Below are 14,098 nucleotides of genomic sequence, written 5' to 3' on the forward strand. Positions count from 1 at the left end.
TCCGAGACCGATGTCCGACGGGAATGCGAAACCTGAAGCGTCAGCGTACCCACAGCACCCTCCCGGAAACGGCCCCCCGCGCCCCGTTCGGCGGGTCGCCCGGGCCGACGGCGGCGCGGAGGACCGCAGGACCCCCCGGGGAACGCGGAGTGGTCCGGGCGGCCGGGGCGGCTCAGCGGCGCAGCGCCGCCCGCCCCGGCAGGGTCACCGCCAGCAGCCCCAGTCCCACCGCGCCCGCGACGAAACCCGCGTACACCGGCGACGGCACGTACGGGTCCGCACCGAACAGGCCGTGCGTCATCGGGATCAGCGTGGCCGCGGCGATGGCCGTGCCGAGGACGACGCCGGCCACCGCCACCAGCAGCCCTTCCCAGCGCAGCATCGCCATCACCTGGCGCCGGGTGGCGCCGACGAGGCGGAGCACGCCGAGTTCCCGGCGGCGGTCGAGGACGGTCATCACCAGGGTGTTGACGGCCGCCACGGCGGCGAAGCCGCCCAGGACCGCGGCCATCGTGTAGTTGGCCCAGGCGTTCAGCTCCCGGCCGGCGTCCTGCCCGGCCGCGTAGCCGGCCGCGCCGGTGACCCGGCCCAGCGGGGCGAGGTCCCGCGCGTGCCCGCCCCGTACCAGCAGCGTGCCGGAGAAGCCCGAGGTGACGTGGGCGGCCAGGGACGCGCGGTCCATGGTCACGGCCGGGAGGCCGAGCCCGCGGCCGTAGACGGCGACGACCTCGGGGCGGACCGCGGTGCCGTCGGGGAGGTGCATCGGCAGCTTTTCGCCGACCGCGACCCCCGCCGACGCGGCGAGCGTCGCGTCGACCGCGATCCGGCCCCGGCCGATCCGGTCCACGCTGCCGCCGCGCACCTGAAGGTCCTGCACCTCGGCGAGCTGCGCGCCGGAGCCGGAGACGCCCTGGGCCGCCGCCTCCTCCAGCCAGCGGTCGCCCCCCGACCCGACCGGTACCAGCACCCGCGTGTCGAGCAGGGCCACGGCCGCCCGGACGCCGGGGGCGCGGGCGGCGCGGCCGACGGCGTCGGCGGGCAGCCCGGCGGGGTGGGTGACGACGTGGTCCGCGACGATCCCGGCCCGCGCCTGCCGGCCGGCGACATGGCTCTCGCTGGTGTGCAGGAAGGTGAGCGTCGAGGCGAAGGCCATGGCCAGCACGATCGGGGTGATCGCGGAGGCCAGTCGGCGGGCGTTCGTACGGGAGTTGGCGGCGGCGAGCGAGGCCGCGGCACCGAGAGGGCGCAGCAACGCCCCGGACAGGGCCGCGCAGAGCCGCGCCACCAGCGGGCCGAGCAGCGCCACCGCGAGCATGAACAGCATGACGACGCCGAGGGCCGCGTCGGCCGCGTCCTCCCCGGACGAACGGGCGGCGAGGACGGTGAGGGACCCGCCGCCGGCCACCGCGCCCAGCCCCAGCACGGTACGGATCACGCCCGGCCGGCGCCGCTCCAGCGACGCCTCGGTGAGCGCCTGCCCCGGCTTGGTCCTCGCGGGCCGGCGCCCGGCCGCCCAGCCCGCGACGAGCGCCGTCAGCAGCCCCGTACCGACGGCGACGACGAGCGGGATCCACGAGATGTGCAGGCCCACGGCCTCCGGGACGGCCCCGCGGTCCTTCAGCTGCCCGAACCACCAGTGCGCGAGCGCGGAGCCGGGCAGAGTGCCGGCCAGCCCGGCGACGGGCGCGACGAGCAGCGCCTCGGCGGCGACCGCGCGGCGGATCTGCCGCGGCGTGGCGCCGACGGCGCGCAGCAGCGCGAACTCCCGGGCGCGCTGGGCGACGGACAGGGCGACCGTGCCGGCGGCGGTGAAGACGGCCACCATGGCGGCGATCCCGCCGAAGGAACCGCCGAGCCCGGTGAGCGTCTCCCGGGCGTAGGCGACCCCGCGGTTCTCCACGGCGCCGCGGTCGTCACCGGTGTACACCGTGGCGCCGGAGCCGGCGAGCGCCTTCCTCACCCCGGCGGCGACCGCGCCGGTGTCCGCCCCGTCGTCCACCAGCACGGCGAGGGCGTCGGCCTGCCCGGGATGCCCGGCGAGCACGGGGGCCTGGGCGTCGGCGAACCAGCCCGTGGCGCCCCGGGCCCCCTCGCCGGAACCGGCCCGCGCCAGCCCGGAGACGCGGAAGCGGGCGCGTCCGGCGGCGGTCTCCAGCGTGACGGTGTCGCCGGCGCGGGCGCGCGCGGCCCGGGCGGCCGCGGCGTCCAGCACGACCTCGCCGGTGCGGGGCGCGGTCCCGGAGGTGAGCGCGGCTCCGGTGAAGGCGTGCGATCCCCAGCCGTGGCCCGTCAGCGCGCGGTCGCCCCGGAGCACGGGGAACGTGAAGTCGGGTACGGCCGCCCGGACGCCGGGGGCGCGGGCCGCCCGGCGGGCCGGCGCGAGCCCCACGCGGGCGGTGTCCGGCAGCGGGGTCGCCGACTCCGACCGGCTGTCCCCGCTGCCCGTGACGAGGCGGGCGTACTGGTCCGCCGCCGCGACGACCGGCGCCTTCGCGTACCGCGTGGGCGGGACCGAGGCGCGCACGCCCGTCTCCAGGAGGATGCCGCAGGCGGAGACGATCAGCGAGGCCATCATCAGCGCGACGAAGGTCCCGGCGAACGAGGCGGGCCTGCAGCGCACGGCCGCGCGGGCGAGGCCGTTGGGGGCGAAGCTCCTCACGCGGCGGCCACCGCCGTCGCGCCCGTGCGGGAGGTGAGGACGGCCATGCGCGCCGCGATCTGCTGCGCCGTGCCCCGGTCGAGGCCGTCGGCGAAGCGGCCGTCGGCGAGGAACAGCACCCGGTCGGCCCAGGCGGCGGCGGCCGGGTCGTGGGTGACCATGACGACGGTGGCGCCGAGGGAGTCCACGGCCTGCCGGAGCAGGCCGAGGATCTCGGCGGCGGTACCGGTGTCGAGGGCGCCCGTGGGCTCGTCGGCGAACACCACGTCCGGGTCGGTGACCAGGGCGCGGGCGACGGCCACGCGTTGCTGCTGGCCGCCGGAGAGTTCGCCGGGCCGGCGCCGGGCCTTGTCGGCGAGGCCGACGCGCGCGAGCATCGCCTCCGCCCGCCGGCGGTCCTGGCGCTGCCCGGCCAGGCGCATCGGGAGCAGGACGTTCTGCTCCACGGTGAGGGAGGGCAGCAGGTTGAAGGCCTGGAAGACGAAGCCGAGGCGGCTGCGGCGCAACTCGGTGAGCTCGTTCTCCCGCATACCGGTGATCTCCGTACCGCCGAGGCGCACGGAGCCGGCCGTCGGCCGGTCGAGGCCGGCCGCGCACTGCAGGAAGGTGGACTTGCCGGAGCCGGACGGACCCATGACGGCCGTGAACGTGCCGCGGGGCAGGGCGAGGTCGATGCCCGCGAGGGCGCGCACGGCTCCGGAGCCGCGGCCGTACTCGCGCCGTACGCCGCGCAGTTCGACGGCGGGACCGGGCGTGCCCGGGGGCTCCGGCCGGTCGTCCGCCTTCTTCCGCTTGCCGCCCCGCAGCCTCATGGTCCGTCCTCTCGCGAGCTTCTCCAGCCGACGACCCGACGCTACGGATCACGCTCCTCGCGGGACATGGAGGCTCCCGGCGGATCGGGGGTGGGGATATCCCGAGGACGTCGATCGGGGCGGCCCGGCAGGGGGGTGCCGCCATGCCCTTCGTCGAGCGCGGCCCGGTGCGTCCGCCCGGACGGCGCTTCCTGCCGCCCGTCACGGCCGGGGGTAGGCTGACCTCACCGAGAGCTTTTCGGGTGTACGGCCATGGCGGCGCCGTTCCCGGCGACGGACGCCGGCAGCCGCGAACCGCCGGAAGGCCGCGTGTCCCGGCCCGCTCCCACCGGACCCGGGGGAGGCGGAAGGAGGACACGGACTCAGGCGAGGACCCGACTCCGCGGATCATGGCGGGAGAACGGATGACGTCCGAACGGCGTGCGGACCGCTCCGAGAGCTTCGGGGAAGCGTTGCTGGGAGAGGTTCTCGACCGCGCGCACGAGCTGCCTCCCCATCTCATCGGGCCCCTGGTCACCGCGGTGGTGGCGCGACTGGGCGGCCGGCGTCCGCAGGTGCTGCTGCAGGACTACGGTCAGCAGGTCCTCGTCCCCCTGACCGGTGACGGCCTCGTCCACGGGGCACCGCACGGGATCGACGACTCCCCGGCGGGCCGCTGCTTCCTCGACGCCGTCCCCGTCGAGTTGCCCGAGGACGACGGCGTACGGGTCCATCTGCCGCTGCTGGACGGCGGCGACCAGGTGGGGGTCATGGCGGTGACGCTGGACGGCGTCGACGACGACGACCGGCGCCTGCTGCTGCGGATCTCCGGGCTGGTGGCCGACCTGCTGGTGACGAAGCACGGCTACTCCGACCTGTTCTTCGGCGTCCGGCGCCGCGAGCCGATGAGCGTCGCCGCGGAGATCCAGTGGTCCCTGCTGCCGCCCCTGGCGATGATCATGCCCCGGGTCGCCGTGGCCGGGATCCTGGAGCCCGCCTACGACGTGGCCGGGGACAGCTTCGACTACGCGCTCAACGGGGACATCCTGCACGCCGTCATGATCGACGCGATGGGTCACGGGCTGGACGCGGCCACCCTGGCCACCGTGGCCATCGGCGCCTACCGCCACGCCCGCCGCCTGGGCATCGGACTGCCGGCGATCTACGACTTCATGGACCGCGCCGTCGCGCGGCAGTTCGGTCCCGAGCACTTCGTCACCGCGCAGATGATGCAGCTGGACACCACGACCGGACGGATGCAGTGGGTCAACGCAGGGCATCCGCCGCCGATCCTCGTCCGTGACCACCGCGTCGTACGGCGCCTGATGGCCCCGACGACCCTCCCGGTCGGCCTGGGCGGCCCGAAGCCACGGGTCAGCGGGCTGGGGCTGGAGCACGGGGACCGGGTGCTCTGCTTCACCGACGGGCTGATCGAGGAGCACGAGCGGGGAGGGGAGGAGTTCGGGGAGAGCAAGCTGATCGACCATGTGAACCGGCTTGAGGCGACCGGCCGCGGGATCCGTGCGGTGACGCGCTCCCTGTCCCACACGCTCAAGCGGGCCCGTGGCGGACACACCACGGACGACGCGACCCTGCTCATGCTGGAGTGGCGCGGCTGACGCCCCCGGTACGGACCGGGGCCGCGGAGCCGGCCGCACCCGCCGGTAGCGGAGCGAGGCGCGGCCGGCGGACAACACCCTCCACATCGGGCGCACAACCAGCGCACGAGCTGCGTCAGACGGTGACGTGGGGCTGGGCGGGGCTGAGGTAGTGGACTGTCGTCCGGGCGGCGTGGGGGGCGAGCAGGTCCTGCAGTTCGTCCGCCGCGGTCTTCAGGAGGTGGCCGTCGCGGGTGGCGTGGAGGGTTTCCAGGACGAAGGCGACCCGCGTCGAATCCTCGGTGACGCGGGTGCGGTGGGCGTCGCGGTGGTTCCAGTGCCGGGTCAGCACGCCGGTGGTGTCGGCGTAGACGATCTCGCCGGGCCTGGGGGACTCCACCGTGCCGGGCTCGCCGAGGGGGGTGAACTCCTCGCCGCCGTCCGCGTGCCGGATGTCGACGTCGCCGGTGACGTGGTCGAGGTCGAAGGCGCCGGCGGGCAGGCCGTGGCGGACAGAGACGGCGTTGTACGAGTCGACGGCCGGGTTGATGCGCGGCAGGCCGCCCTTCTTGGCCATGCGGCGGCCGAGCGCGTCGACGCTGGGGCGCATGCGGCGGGGGTTGGTGCCGAAGGAGCGGTAGGCGGTGTGCCACGCCTCGACGCGCGGGTCGGTCTCGTCGGCCGGCTGCCAGGTGCCGTCGGCGAGTTGCCGCTCCAGGTCCGCCACGGCCGTGCCGGTGGCGGGCCACGGCTCGTGGCCCCGCAGTCCGGTGACGGTGACCAGGGCGATGAGCGTGTCGGGGAAGGCGTCGGCGACGGCGGGGCTGATGCGGAAGGCGGTCAAGGCGGTCATGGCGAGTCCTGTGTCGTGCGGGGCGGGGCGCGAGGGAATGGTGGGGTCAGGAGGTCCAGGTGCCGACGCGGTCCAGCCGGCGCAGCTGCCCGCGCGCGGTGGGCAGGTCGAGGCCCTCGCCGCGCCGGGTGAGGCGGTCGGCGACGGCGGTGCGGTGCTCGACGGGCTTGTGGTCGTCGTACTTGAACTTGGCCCGTACGTCGACGACGTCCAGCCGCAGGCCGCGGATCCCGGGGAGCATCCGGCCGTACGGAGGCCCGTCGGGGTCGACGGGCGCGTGGTCGCCGTCGGGCTGGAAGTGGGCCAGCTGGCGGCGCAGCAGGTCGGCCTTGGCCTCGGGGTCGTCGACGATGCGGGCGCGGCAGGTGAACTGGACGGCCGCGTAGTAGCTGGTGGGGACGCCGTCCGTGGGCGGGGTGTCCGGCTTGGCGCGCCAGGTGCCGGGGATGAAGGCGTAGTCGCCGATGACGGTGAAGATCACGTTCGGGTCGTGCTCGACCGCCGTCCACACCGGGTTGGGCCGGGCGAGGTGGATCAGCAGACGGCCGTCGTCGGGGGTGAAGTGGGTGGGGACCACGACGGGCGGCCGGCCCGGCGGGCCGTTCACGCAGAGCTGGCCGAAGTCATGGCCGTCGGCGATCCACGCCTGCCATTCGGCGTCGTCCAGGGCGGAGTCCCAGGGGTGGATGAACATGTGGTCGTCCCTGTGTGCAGGAGGCGGTGGCGGAGGGGGTGACGGACCTGCCCGGGGCCGGGGGCGGAGCGTTCGCGAGGCGATCCCTTACCATCAATGGAACGACTGAACCGTACAACGTACCGACCGGATCGTGTCAACCGAACGACCGAGCGGTGCAGTGCAGTGGCCCATTGAGGAAGTGATCGGATGGCAGAGACCGAGGCGGCCCTGCGGACGCTCGCGCGCAACGTCCGGGCGGCCCGCACCCGCGCCGGCCTGTCGCTGGACGAACTCGGCCGGCGGGCCCAGGTCAGCAAGGGCGCCCTGGTCGCGCTGGAGAAGGCCCAGGGGAATCCGAACTTCGCCACCCTGGTACGGCTGGCCGACACCCTCGGCGTCTCCGTCTCCGCGCTGCTGGAGGGCCGGACCGAAGGACGCGTACGGGTCGTGGCCGCCGGTGATCTGGCCCCGCTGTGGACCGGACCCCGCGGAAGCGCGGCCCGGCTCATGCTGACCACCTCCGGTCCGGCCCCGGTCGAGGTCTGGCGCTGGGCGCTGGAACCGGGCGAGGAGTATCCGAGCCACCCCCACCAGCCCGGCGTCGTGGAGACCGTCAGCGTCACCTCCGGCCGGATGACGCTGATCGTCGACGGCGGGGAGTACCCCGTGGAGGCCGGTCAGACCGCCGCCTTCGACGGGGACGCCCCGCACACCTACCGGGGCGCGGGCAGCGGGACCTGCCACCTGATCATGACCGTCCACCTCCCGCCCGGCCCCGGCACCACGGCCTGACGCGGGCCGGCCGGGAGATCCGGTGCCGGCACCCGCCGACGGCATGGAGACGCCCCGGCCGTGACGGGGGACTCACGGCCGGGGCGGTCGGTGGTGGGCGCGGACGGCGGTCGCCTCGCGGCGAAAGGCTCCACAGGGCTTCAGCCGAACGATCGTCCCTGTGGGCGAATGGTGAGGCCCGGGGACACTGTCCCGTCCACACCCACGGTTTGTTCAACGGGCAACCACAGTGGGGTGTTCCGTTCCCCCGCGTGACCTGCGTCACCGCTCACCCCAGCGGGCTCCCCGCCAGCCGCGCCAGCAGGTCGGCGGGATCGGCGTACACCGTCTCCGCCCCGGCCTCCTCCAGGTCCGCCCGGGGGATGCCGCCGCACAGCAGCCCCACACAGCGCACCCCGGCCTTGCTGCCCGCCCGCATGTCCCACACGGTGTCCCCGACGAACACCGCCCGCGAGGCCGGGACCCCGGCCAGCTCCAGGGCGTGCTCCACGGGTTCGGGGGCCGGCTTGCCCTGCTGGACGTCGTCGGAACTGGCCGTGGCCGTGATGGCGTCGTCCGCGCCGATCGCCCGGCGCAGCGCGCCCAGTTCGGCGCCGCTCGCCGATGTGGCGAGGACCACCGTCCAGCCGTCCCCGCGCAGCCGCCGCAGCAGCTCCCCGGCGCCCGGCAGGGCGGGCAGCCGGTCGAAGTACTGGCCGTACAGCGCCGTGTGCGCGGCGCTCAGCTCACTGTCCTGGTCCCGGTCGCGGCCGTCACCGAGCAGGTGGGCGATCAGGTCGGTGGAGCCGAGGCCGACGGCCCGGTGCACGGCGTGCATGGGCACCTCGTGCCCCGCCTGGCGGAACGCCTCCCACCAGGTGACGACGTGCAGGTGGTTGGTGTCGACGAGGGTTCCGTCCACGTCGAAGACGGCGGCGCGTTCCATGCGGGGATCCTTTCTGGCGCTCGTTCAGGACCGGGTACCACGCCGGGCCGCTCGGGAACCCGTCGTCCGGGCCGGGAGGCGGCCCTCGCGGGTCCAGGCCAGCAGTTCCCCGGCGGTCCAGGTGGTCACCACCCGCTCGGGCGGCACCCCGCACTCCTCGGCCCGGGCGCAGCCGAGGATCTGCCAGTCCAGCTGGCCGGGCGCGTGCGCGTCGGTGTCGACGGCGAACAGCGTCCCCGCCTCGACCGCCCGGCGCAGCAGCCGCCGCGGCGGGTCCAGCCGCTCCGGGCGGCTGTTGATCTCCACGGCCGTTCCCGCCTCGGCGCACGCGGCGAACACCTCGTCCGCGTCGAACACCGACTCCGGCCGCCCCCGGCCGGTCACCAGGCGCCCGGTGCAGTGCCCGAGGACGTCGGCGTGCGGATCGCGCACGGCGGTCACCATGCGGCGGGTCATGGACCGGGCGTCCATCCGCAGCTTGGAGTGGACCGAGACCACGACCACGTCGAGCCGCTCCAGCAGCTCCGGCTCCTGGTCCAGCGAGCCGTCCTCCAGGATGTCGCACTCGATGCCGGTGAGCAGCCGGAACGGCGCCCAGCGCGCGTTCAGCTCCGCCACCACGTCCAACTGCTCCCGCAGCCGCTCGGGCGACAGGCCCCGGGCCACGGTCAGCCGGGGGGAGTGGTCGGTGAGCGCCGCCCACTCGTGTCCCAGCCCTGCCGCCGTCCGGCCCATCTCCTCGATCGGGCTGCCCCCGTCGGACCAGTCCGAGTGGGTGTGGCAGTCCCCGCGGAGCAGCGTCCGCAGACCGGCCCCCGGGCCCTCGGGCGGCGCTCCGGCCTCCTCCTCCAGCCGGCGCAGATACCCGGGCACCTCACCGGCCAGCGCCTCGCGCGCCACCTGCGCGGTCTTCGGCCCGACCCCCTTCAGCGACTCCAGTGTCCCGGCGGCGGCCCGCCCGGCCACCTCGTCCCCGGGCAGCGCGGCCAGCGTCCGGGCGGCGGTACGGAAGGCCCGTACCCGGTAGGCGGGCGCGAGCGCCCGCTCCAGCAGAAACGCGATCCGGTCGAGCGCGGCGACGGGGTCCATGCCCCCAGGTTCACACCGGGACCCCCACGGCGGCACGGCGAACGCCGAGGGTCCACGCGTTCCGCCGTGACGCGCCGAGCGCCGAGCGCCGAGCGCCGGGCGTCCACGCGCCCCGCGGCGGCGCGGCGGCGCGGCAGACCGCACGAGCGGCACGGGGGAAGGTCCGCCCGCCACAGCGGCGACGGCGTGACAGCACGAGCGCCGGTGCCACGACGAGCGGCGGCCACCGTACGAGCGTCCATGGCCACCACGAGCGGCGGCGGCCACCGTACGAGCGCCCGTGCGCCCCACCGCGCTCCCTTGCTCCCGCAACGGCCCCGTTTGTCCCCCGCGACCGCGGGTAGTGCGAAGCCCACGCTCACGAGAGGAGGCGATCATGCCCAGGGCAGCCATCGTCACCGGCGCGGACTCCGGTATCGGCCGCGCCACCGCCGTACGCCTGGCCGAGGCGGGTCTGGACGTCGGGATCACCTGGCACACCGACGACAAGGGCGCCGAGGAGACGGCCGAGCTGGTCCGCGCGCACGGCCGCCGTGCCGCCGTCACCCGGCTGGACCTGACCCGCCCGCCCGAGGCCGCCGACACCGTGGACGAGCTGTGCGAGGAGCTGGGCCGGATCGACGTCCTGGTCAACAACGCCGGTACGGGCACGATGACCCCGTACCTCGACCTGACCCTGGCCGATGTGCGCCGGGTCCTGGACGTCGACCTCGTCGGCCCCTTCCTGCTCGGACAGCGGGCCGCGCGCCGCATGATCGAGCAGGGCGACGGCGGCCGGATCGTCAACGTCACCTCGGTGCACGAGCACCAGCCCCGGGTCGGCGCGGCCCCGTACTGCGCGGCCAAGGGCGGGCTCGGCCTGCTCACCCAGGTGATGGCCCTGGAGCTGGCCGAGCACGGCATCACGGTGAACGCGGTGGCGCCCGGTGAGATCGCCACCCCGATGACCGGCCAGGAGGACACCGACGTGCACACCGTGCGACGCCCCGGCGTGCCGCTCGGCCGGCCCGGCGACGCCCGGGAGGTCGCCGCCGTGATCGCGTTCCTGGCGGGCCCGGACGCCTCGTACGTCACCGGCGCCTCCTGGAGCGTCGACGGCGGCATGCTGCGCATGGGACCGCAGGCCGGATCCCATCTGACCAGCGACGACTGGCGCCGCCCCTGACCACGCGCCGGTGGACCGCCCGTCGGCCCGCCGGGCGTTCTACGCTCGATTGCATGACCGAACAAGCAGCTCCCCACATCTCCCACCCGCGGATCCTGGTCCTCGGCGTGTGCCCGGGCAAGCCGGGCGAGCCGCCGTTCCGGATCATGGAGATCGACGGTCAGGTGGTCGGTGAGGCCAGGAGCGTCACCGATGTCCTGGAGTCGGCCGCCTCCCACGGCATCACCATTCACGATCTCGACGATCCGGACGTGATCCGGTTCGTGGGCGGGGACAAGTACACCTGGCGGCCCCGCTGAGCGGACCGCTCAGCCGACCGTCCACTTCTGGTTGGCGCCGCCGGTGCAGGTCCAGATCTGCAGCCGTGTCCCGTTGGCCGAGTTGCTCCCGGTGACGTCGAGGCACTTGTTCGCCTGCGGGTTGACGATGTCGCGGGCCGCCGGGAGGGCCCACTTCTGGGCGGGGCTGCCGTTGCAGTCCCACAGCTGGACGGGGGTGCCGTCGGCGGTGCCGCCGCCGCTGACGTCCAGGCACTTGCCGAGCGCCCGCAGCGTGCCGTCCGAACCGACGGTCCACGCCTGCGCGTTCGTGCCGTTGCAGTCGTAGAGCTGGACCGGGGTGCCGTTCGCGGGGTTCGCGCCGGCCACGTCCACGCACTTGCCCGCCAGGCCCCGGATCGGCACCCCGGCGGCGCTGTCGCTCGTCGTCACCGACACCGAGTCCACCACCAGCGTCTGCGGGAACTGGGTGGAGCCGTCCGGGTCGCCGGGCCAGTAGCCGCCGACCGCGAGGTTCAGGATCAGGAAGAACGGCTTGTTGAACACCCAGGTCCTGCCGCCGAGATCGGCGGGGGTGCGGCGCTGGTAGACGTTCCCGTCCACCGACCAGGTGATCGAGTCGGGCGCCCAGTCGACGGCGAAGGTGTGGAAGGCGTCCGCGAAGGCCTGGCCGTTCGGCAGGGTGTAGCCGGCGCCTATGCCGCCCGAACCGGAGTAGCCCGGGCCGTGGATGGTGCCGTGCACGGTCGACGGCTCGAAACCGACGTTCTCCATCACGTCGATCTCGCCCGAGTCCGGCCAGTTGACCGGGGTGCCCAGCATCCAGAACGCCGGCCACATGCCCTGCCCGCGCGGGATCTTCATGCGGGCCTCGACATGCCCGTACTGGGCGGTGAACTTCCCGGCGGTGTTCAGCCGGGCCGAGGTGTACTGGCAGCTGCCGTACCAGCACTGGTAGCCGGCCGGGTTCTCCTTGCGGGCCGTGATGACCAGGTGGCCCTGGCCGTCCAGGGCCGCGTTCTTGGTGCCCGAGGTGTAGTACTGCCGCTCGTGGTTGTTGACGTTGTCGCCGGTCTCCAGTGTCCACTTGGAGCCGTCGACCGCCGCGCCCGCCGGCCCGTCGAAGGTGTCGGAGAAGACGGTGGCGGCCGCGGCCGCCGGGGCGGCGCCCTCGGCGCGCGCCGGACCGACGGCGGCGGAGCCGATCAGCGCCGCGGACAGGGCGGCGAGGAGACATCTGCGGAGCAGGCGTGGGGAGGCCATGGCTCTCCGTTTCTCGTGGGGTCTCGTGGGGGAATCCCGTGGGGGATGCGTGTCTTGATTTAAGGGGTGAGATAAGGGGGCGTCAATAGTCTGGTACGGACCAGGTGGCCGGCGCTCGGCGCCGCGAGCCCCACGGCCGTTCCGGCGGCGCCTCCCCGGTGCCGGGCACCGGCCTGCCCCGCAACTTCCCGGCCCGGCCCGCCGGTTGCCCCCGCGGGACACGGCGGTTCCGTTCACGCCTCCGGGGCACTCCGGGCGCGGACCCGCGTGCCGCCGCTCCCGCGCGGGCCCGGCGGTGCTTGGATGCCCTCAGCGGCATACCGGACATATCGCCGCGGAATCCGGTGCGACGGACCGAGGAGGTGCCGCATGAACCCCCGTACGGCCCCCCGCGCGGCCCTCGTGGCCGCCGGTGAACTCCTGGCCTGGTGGGCGGCGCTGGCGCTGCTGTGGCTGGTGCTGATCACGACCGTCGACACCCTGGAACGGATCGTCGGCGCGGGCTGCGCCGCCGTGGGCGCGGTGCTGGCCCGGGCCGGCCGGCGGGCGGTGACCTGGCGGTGAACGGCTGGAGCGGCGCGGCGGCCGTCCTGCTCGGCGGCGGCGGGACCGCCGCGCTGTGGGGCGTGACCACCGGCCCGCCGGCCCGCCGGGTGATCGCCCAGAACCTGACCACCTCCGCCGTCTGCCCGGCCCTGCTGCTCCTCGCCCAGGGCTACGGCCGCCCCGCCTACGTGGACCTCGCCCTGCTGCTCGCCCTGCTCGGCCCGGTCGGCACGCTGGTCTTCGCCCGGCTGCTCTCCGACGACCTGGCCGGCGAGCATCCGGGCGCCTGGGGGCTGACCTGGTCGGCGGCGGCGGTCGGTGCGGTCGCCGTGATCGCGCTGTGCGTGGCCGCCGGTCCGGGCCGCGCCCTGGTGAAACTGCTGGTGACCGGGGCCCTGCTGATCGGCGGCAACGTCGTCGCCTCCCGGGCCCTGGCCGGCGGATTCCGGGGGGTGCGGGGTGGCTGACGCGCTGATCGTCGTCACCCTGCTGCTGGTCGCCGCCTCCGCCACCGCGGCCGTGGCCCAGCGCGACCCCGCCCGGCAGGCGCTGGTGCTGTCCGTCATGGGCGTACTGCTGGCCGCGCTGTTCACCGTGGACCAGGCCCCGGACGTCGGCCTGTCCCAGCTAGCCGTCGGCTCGGTCCTCACCCCGCTGCTGATCATGCTGTCGGTGCGCAAGGTCCGGCGGCGGGGCCGCGCGAAGAAGGACACCGGGTGAACCGGCTGCGGCTGTGGCTGCTGGCCGTGGGCGGCGCCGGGCTCGGCGCCCTGCTCGTCGCCGCCTGCCTCGAACTGCCCGGCTTCGGCGGTGCACACCACCCGTACGGCGACCGGGCCGTGCACGCCTCCCTCCTGCGGCACACCGCCAACACCGTCGCCTCCGTCAACTTCGACCAGCGTGCCTACGACACCCTCGGCGAGATGAGCATCCTGTTCGCCGCCGTCCTCGGCTGCGTGGTGCTGCTGCGCCAGGCCCGCGACGAGCACCGCGCCCCGCCCGAACCCGCCGAGGCGGCCCGCCCGGTGCGCCGCTACGCCCTGCTCACCCTGCCCGTCGCCCTGGTCACCGGCCTCTACGTCATCGCCCACGGCCAGCTCAGCCCCGGCGGCGGCTTCCAGGGCGGGGTCGTCGCCGCGACCGCCCTGCACCTGCTCTACCTCGGCGCCGACTACGGCGCCCTGGAACGCGTCCGCCCGCTCGGCCTCTACGAGACCACCGACGCGGTCGCCGTCTGCGCCTTCCTCGTCCTCGGCCTCGCCCCGGTCCTGGCCGGCACCGCCTTCCTGGCCAACACCCTGCTGCCGTACGGCACGTTCAACACGCTGTCCTCCGGCGGCACCGTCCCGCTGCTGAACGCGGCCATCGGCGTGGAGGTGGCGAGCGCGGCCGTCGTGCTGCTCGCCCACTTCCTGGACCAGGCCGTCGAGATCGAGGAGGAGCAGGGCAGTTGAACACCGCGG

At 75.0% G+C, this 14,098-nt stretch carries 15 protein-coding genes; 8 read left to right on the forward strand and 7 right to left on the reverse strand.

The annotated features are described in order from the left end of the window. Nucleotides 1-172 precede the first annotated feature (172 nt). The gene (locus AB0E62_RS00990; RefSeq protein WP_362186080.1) at nt 173-2,659 is read right to left on the reverse strand and encodes an FtsX-like permease family protein; all 2,487 of its coding nucleotides are present in this window, start codon (nt 2,657-2,659) and stop codon (nt 173-175) included. Beyond that, the gene (locus AB0E62_RS00995; RefSeq protein WP_362186083.1) at nt 2,656-3,471 is read right to left on the reverse strand and encodes an ABC transporter ATP-binding protein; all 816 of its coding nucleotides are present in this window, start codon (nt 3,469-3,471) and stop codon (nt 2,656-2,658) included. The genes AB0E62_RS00990 and AB0E62_RS00995 overlap by 4 nt, the downstream gene beginning before the upstream one ends. A gap of 404 nt (nt 3,472-3,875) precedes the next feature. Between AB0E62_RS00995 and AB0E62_RS01000 the strand changes: the two genes are divergently transcribed. Beyond that, nucleotides 3,876-5,069 carry a PP2C family protein-serine/threonine phosphatase gene (locus tag AB0E62_RS01000; protein WP_362186086.1) on the forward strand — a complete coding sequence of 398 codons (1,194 nt, stop codon included), beginning with the start codon at nt 3,876-3,878 and terminating at the stop codon, nt 5,067-5,069. A 115-nt stretch (nt 5,070-5,184) separates the two neighbouring features. Here AB0E62_RS01000 and AB0E62_RS01005 read toward each other — a convergent pair whose 3' ends face one another. Then, a complete protein-coding gene (locus tag AB0E62_RS01005) occupies nt 5,185-5,892 on the reverse strand; it encodes a phenylalanine--tRNA ligase beta subunit-related protein (RefSeq protein WP_362186915.1) in 708 nt (235 codons plus the stop codon). Between the two features lie 55 nt (nt 5,893-5,947). Further along, complete coding sequence (locus AB0E62_RS01010; protein WP_362186089.1) at nt 5,948-6,595, reverse strand: FMN-binding negative transcriptional regulator; 648 nt, start codon at nt 6,593-6,595, stop codon at nt 5,948-5,950. Nucleotides 6,596-6,784: 189 nt separating this feature from the next. On the opposite strand from AB0E62_RS01010, the gene AB0E62_RS01015 reads away from it, so the two are divergent. Continuing rightward, nucleotides 6,785-7,369, forward strand: a complete 585-nt coding sequence (locus tag AB0E62_RS01015; RefSeq protein WP_362186092.1) for an XRE family transcriptional regulator — start codon at nt 6,785-6,787, stop codon at nt 7,367-7,369. Between the two features lie 268 nt (nt 7,370-7,637). Here AB0E62_RS01015 and AB0E62_RS01020 read toward each other — a convergent pair whose 3' ends face one another. Together AB0E62_RS01020 and AB0E62_RS01025 are read right to left on the reverse strand one after the other, a co-directional pair. After that, the gene (locus AB0E62_RS01020; protein WP_362186095.1) at nt 7,638-8,294 is read right to left on the reverse strand and encodes an HAD family hydrolase; all 657 of its coding nucleotides are present in this window, start codon (nt 8,292-8,294) and stop codon (nt 7,638-7,640) included. A 24-nt stretch (nt 8,295-8,318) separates the two neighbouring features. Then, complete coding sequence (locus AB0E62_RS01025; protein WP_362186098.1) at nt 8,319-9,383, reverse strand: PHP domain-containing protein; 1,065 nt, start codon at nt 9,381-9,383, stop codon at nt 8,319-8,321. Nucleotides 9,384-9,759: 376 nt separating this feature from the next. On the opposite strand from AB0E62_RS01025, the gene AB0E62_RS01030 reads away from it, so the two are divergent. Both AB0E62_RS01030 and AB0E62_RS01035 read left to right on the forward strand, forming a co-directional pair. Next, nucleotides 9,760-10,548, forward strand: a complete 789-nt coding sequence (locus AB0E62_RS01030; protein ID WP_362186101.1) for an SDR family oxidoreductase — start codon at nt 9,760-9,762, stop codon at nt 10,546-10,548. A gap of 53 nt (nt 10,549-10,601) precedes the next feature. Continuing rightward, nucleotides 10,602-10,847: a hypothetical protein gene (locus AB0E62_RS01035; protein ID WP_362186104.1), complete on the forward strand. Its 246-nt coding sequence runs from the start codon at nt 10,602-10,604 to the stop codon at nt 10,845-10,847. A gap of 9 nt (nt 10,848-10,856) precedes the next feature. Here AB0E62_RS01035 and AB0E62_RS01040 read toward each other — a convergent pair whose 3' ends face one another. Further along, complete coding sequence (locus AB0E62_RS01040) at nt 10,857-12,089, reverse strand: family 16 glycosylhydrolase (protein WP_362186107.1); 1,233 nt, start codon at nt 12,087-12,089, stop codon at nt 10,857-10,859. Nucleotides 12,090-12,458: 369 nt separating this feature from the next. On the opposite strand from AB0E62_RS01040, the gene AB0E62_RS01045 reads away from it, so the two are divergent. Genes AB0E62_RS01045 through AB0E62_RS01060 form a run of 4 tightly spaced genes read left to right on the forward strand, consistent with a single transcriptional unit; the run spans nt 12,459 to nt 14,089 of the window. Continuing rightward, nucleotides 12,459-12,653: a hypothetical protein gene (locus AB0E62_RS01045; RefSeq protein WP_362186110.1), complete on the forward strand. Its 195-nt coding sequence runs from the start codon at nt 12,459-12,461 to the stop codon at nt 12,651-12,653. Beyond that, nucleotides 12,650-13,102, forward strand: a complete 453-nt coding sequence (locus tag AB0E62_RS01050) for an MrpF/PhaF family protein (RefSeq protein WP_362186113.1) — start codon at nt 12,650-12,652, stop codon at nt 13,100-13,102. Before AB0E62_RS01045 ends, AB0E62_RS01050 begins: the two co-directional genes overlap by 4 nt. Continuing rightward, nucleotides 13,095-13,355: a hydrogenase subunit MbhD domain-containing protein gene (locus AB0E62_RS01055; protein ID WP_362186116.1), complete on the forward strand. Its 261-nt coding sequence runs from the start codon at nt 13,095-13,097 to the stop codon at nt 13,353-13,355. Before AB0E62_RS01050 ends, AB0E62_RS01055 begins: the two co-directional genes overlap by 8 nt. Beyond that, complete coding sequence (locus AB0E62_RS01060) at nt 13,352-14,089, forward strand: MnhB domain-containing protein (RefSeq protein WP_362186119.1); 738 nt, start codon at nt 13,352-13,354, stop codon at nt 14,087-14,089. The genes AB0E62_RS01055 and AB0E62_RS01060 overlap by 4 nt, the downstream gene beginning before the upstream one ends. Nucleotides 14,090-14,098 lie beyond the last annotated feature (9 nt).

The sequence above is a fragment of the Streptomyces sp. NPDC038707 genome (assembly GCF_040636485.1).
In the GTDB taxonomy this organism is placed as follows: Bacteria; Actinomycetota; Actinomycetes; order Streptomycetales; family Streptomycetaceae; genus Streptomyces.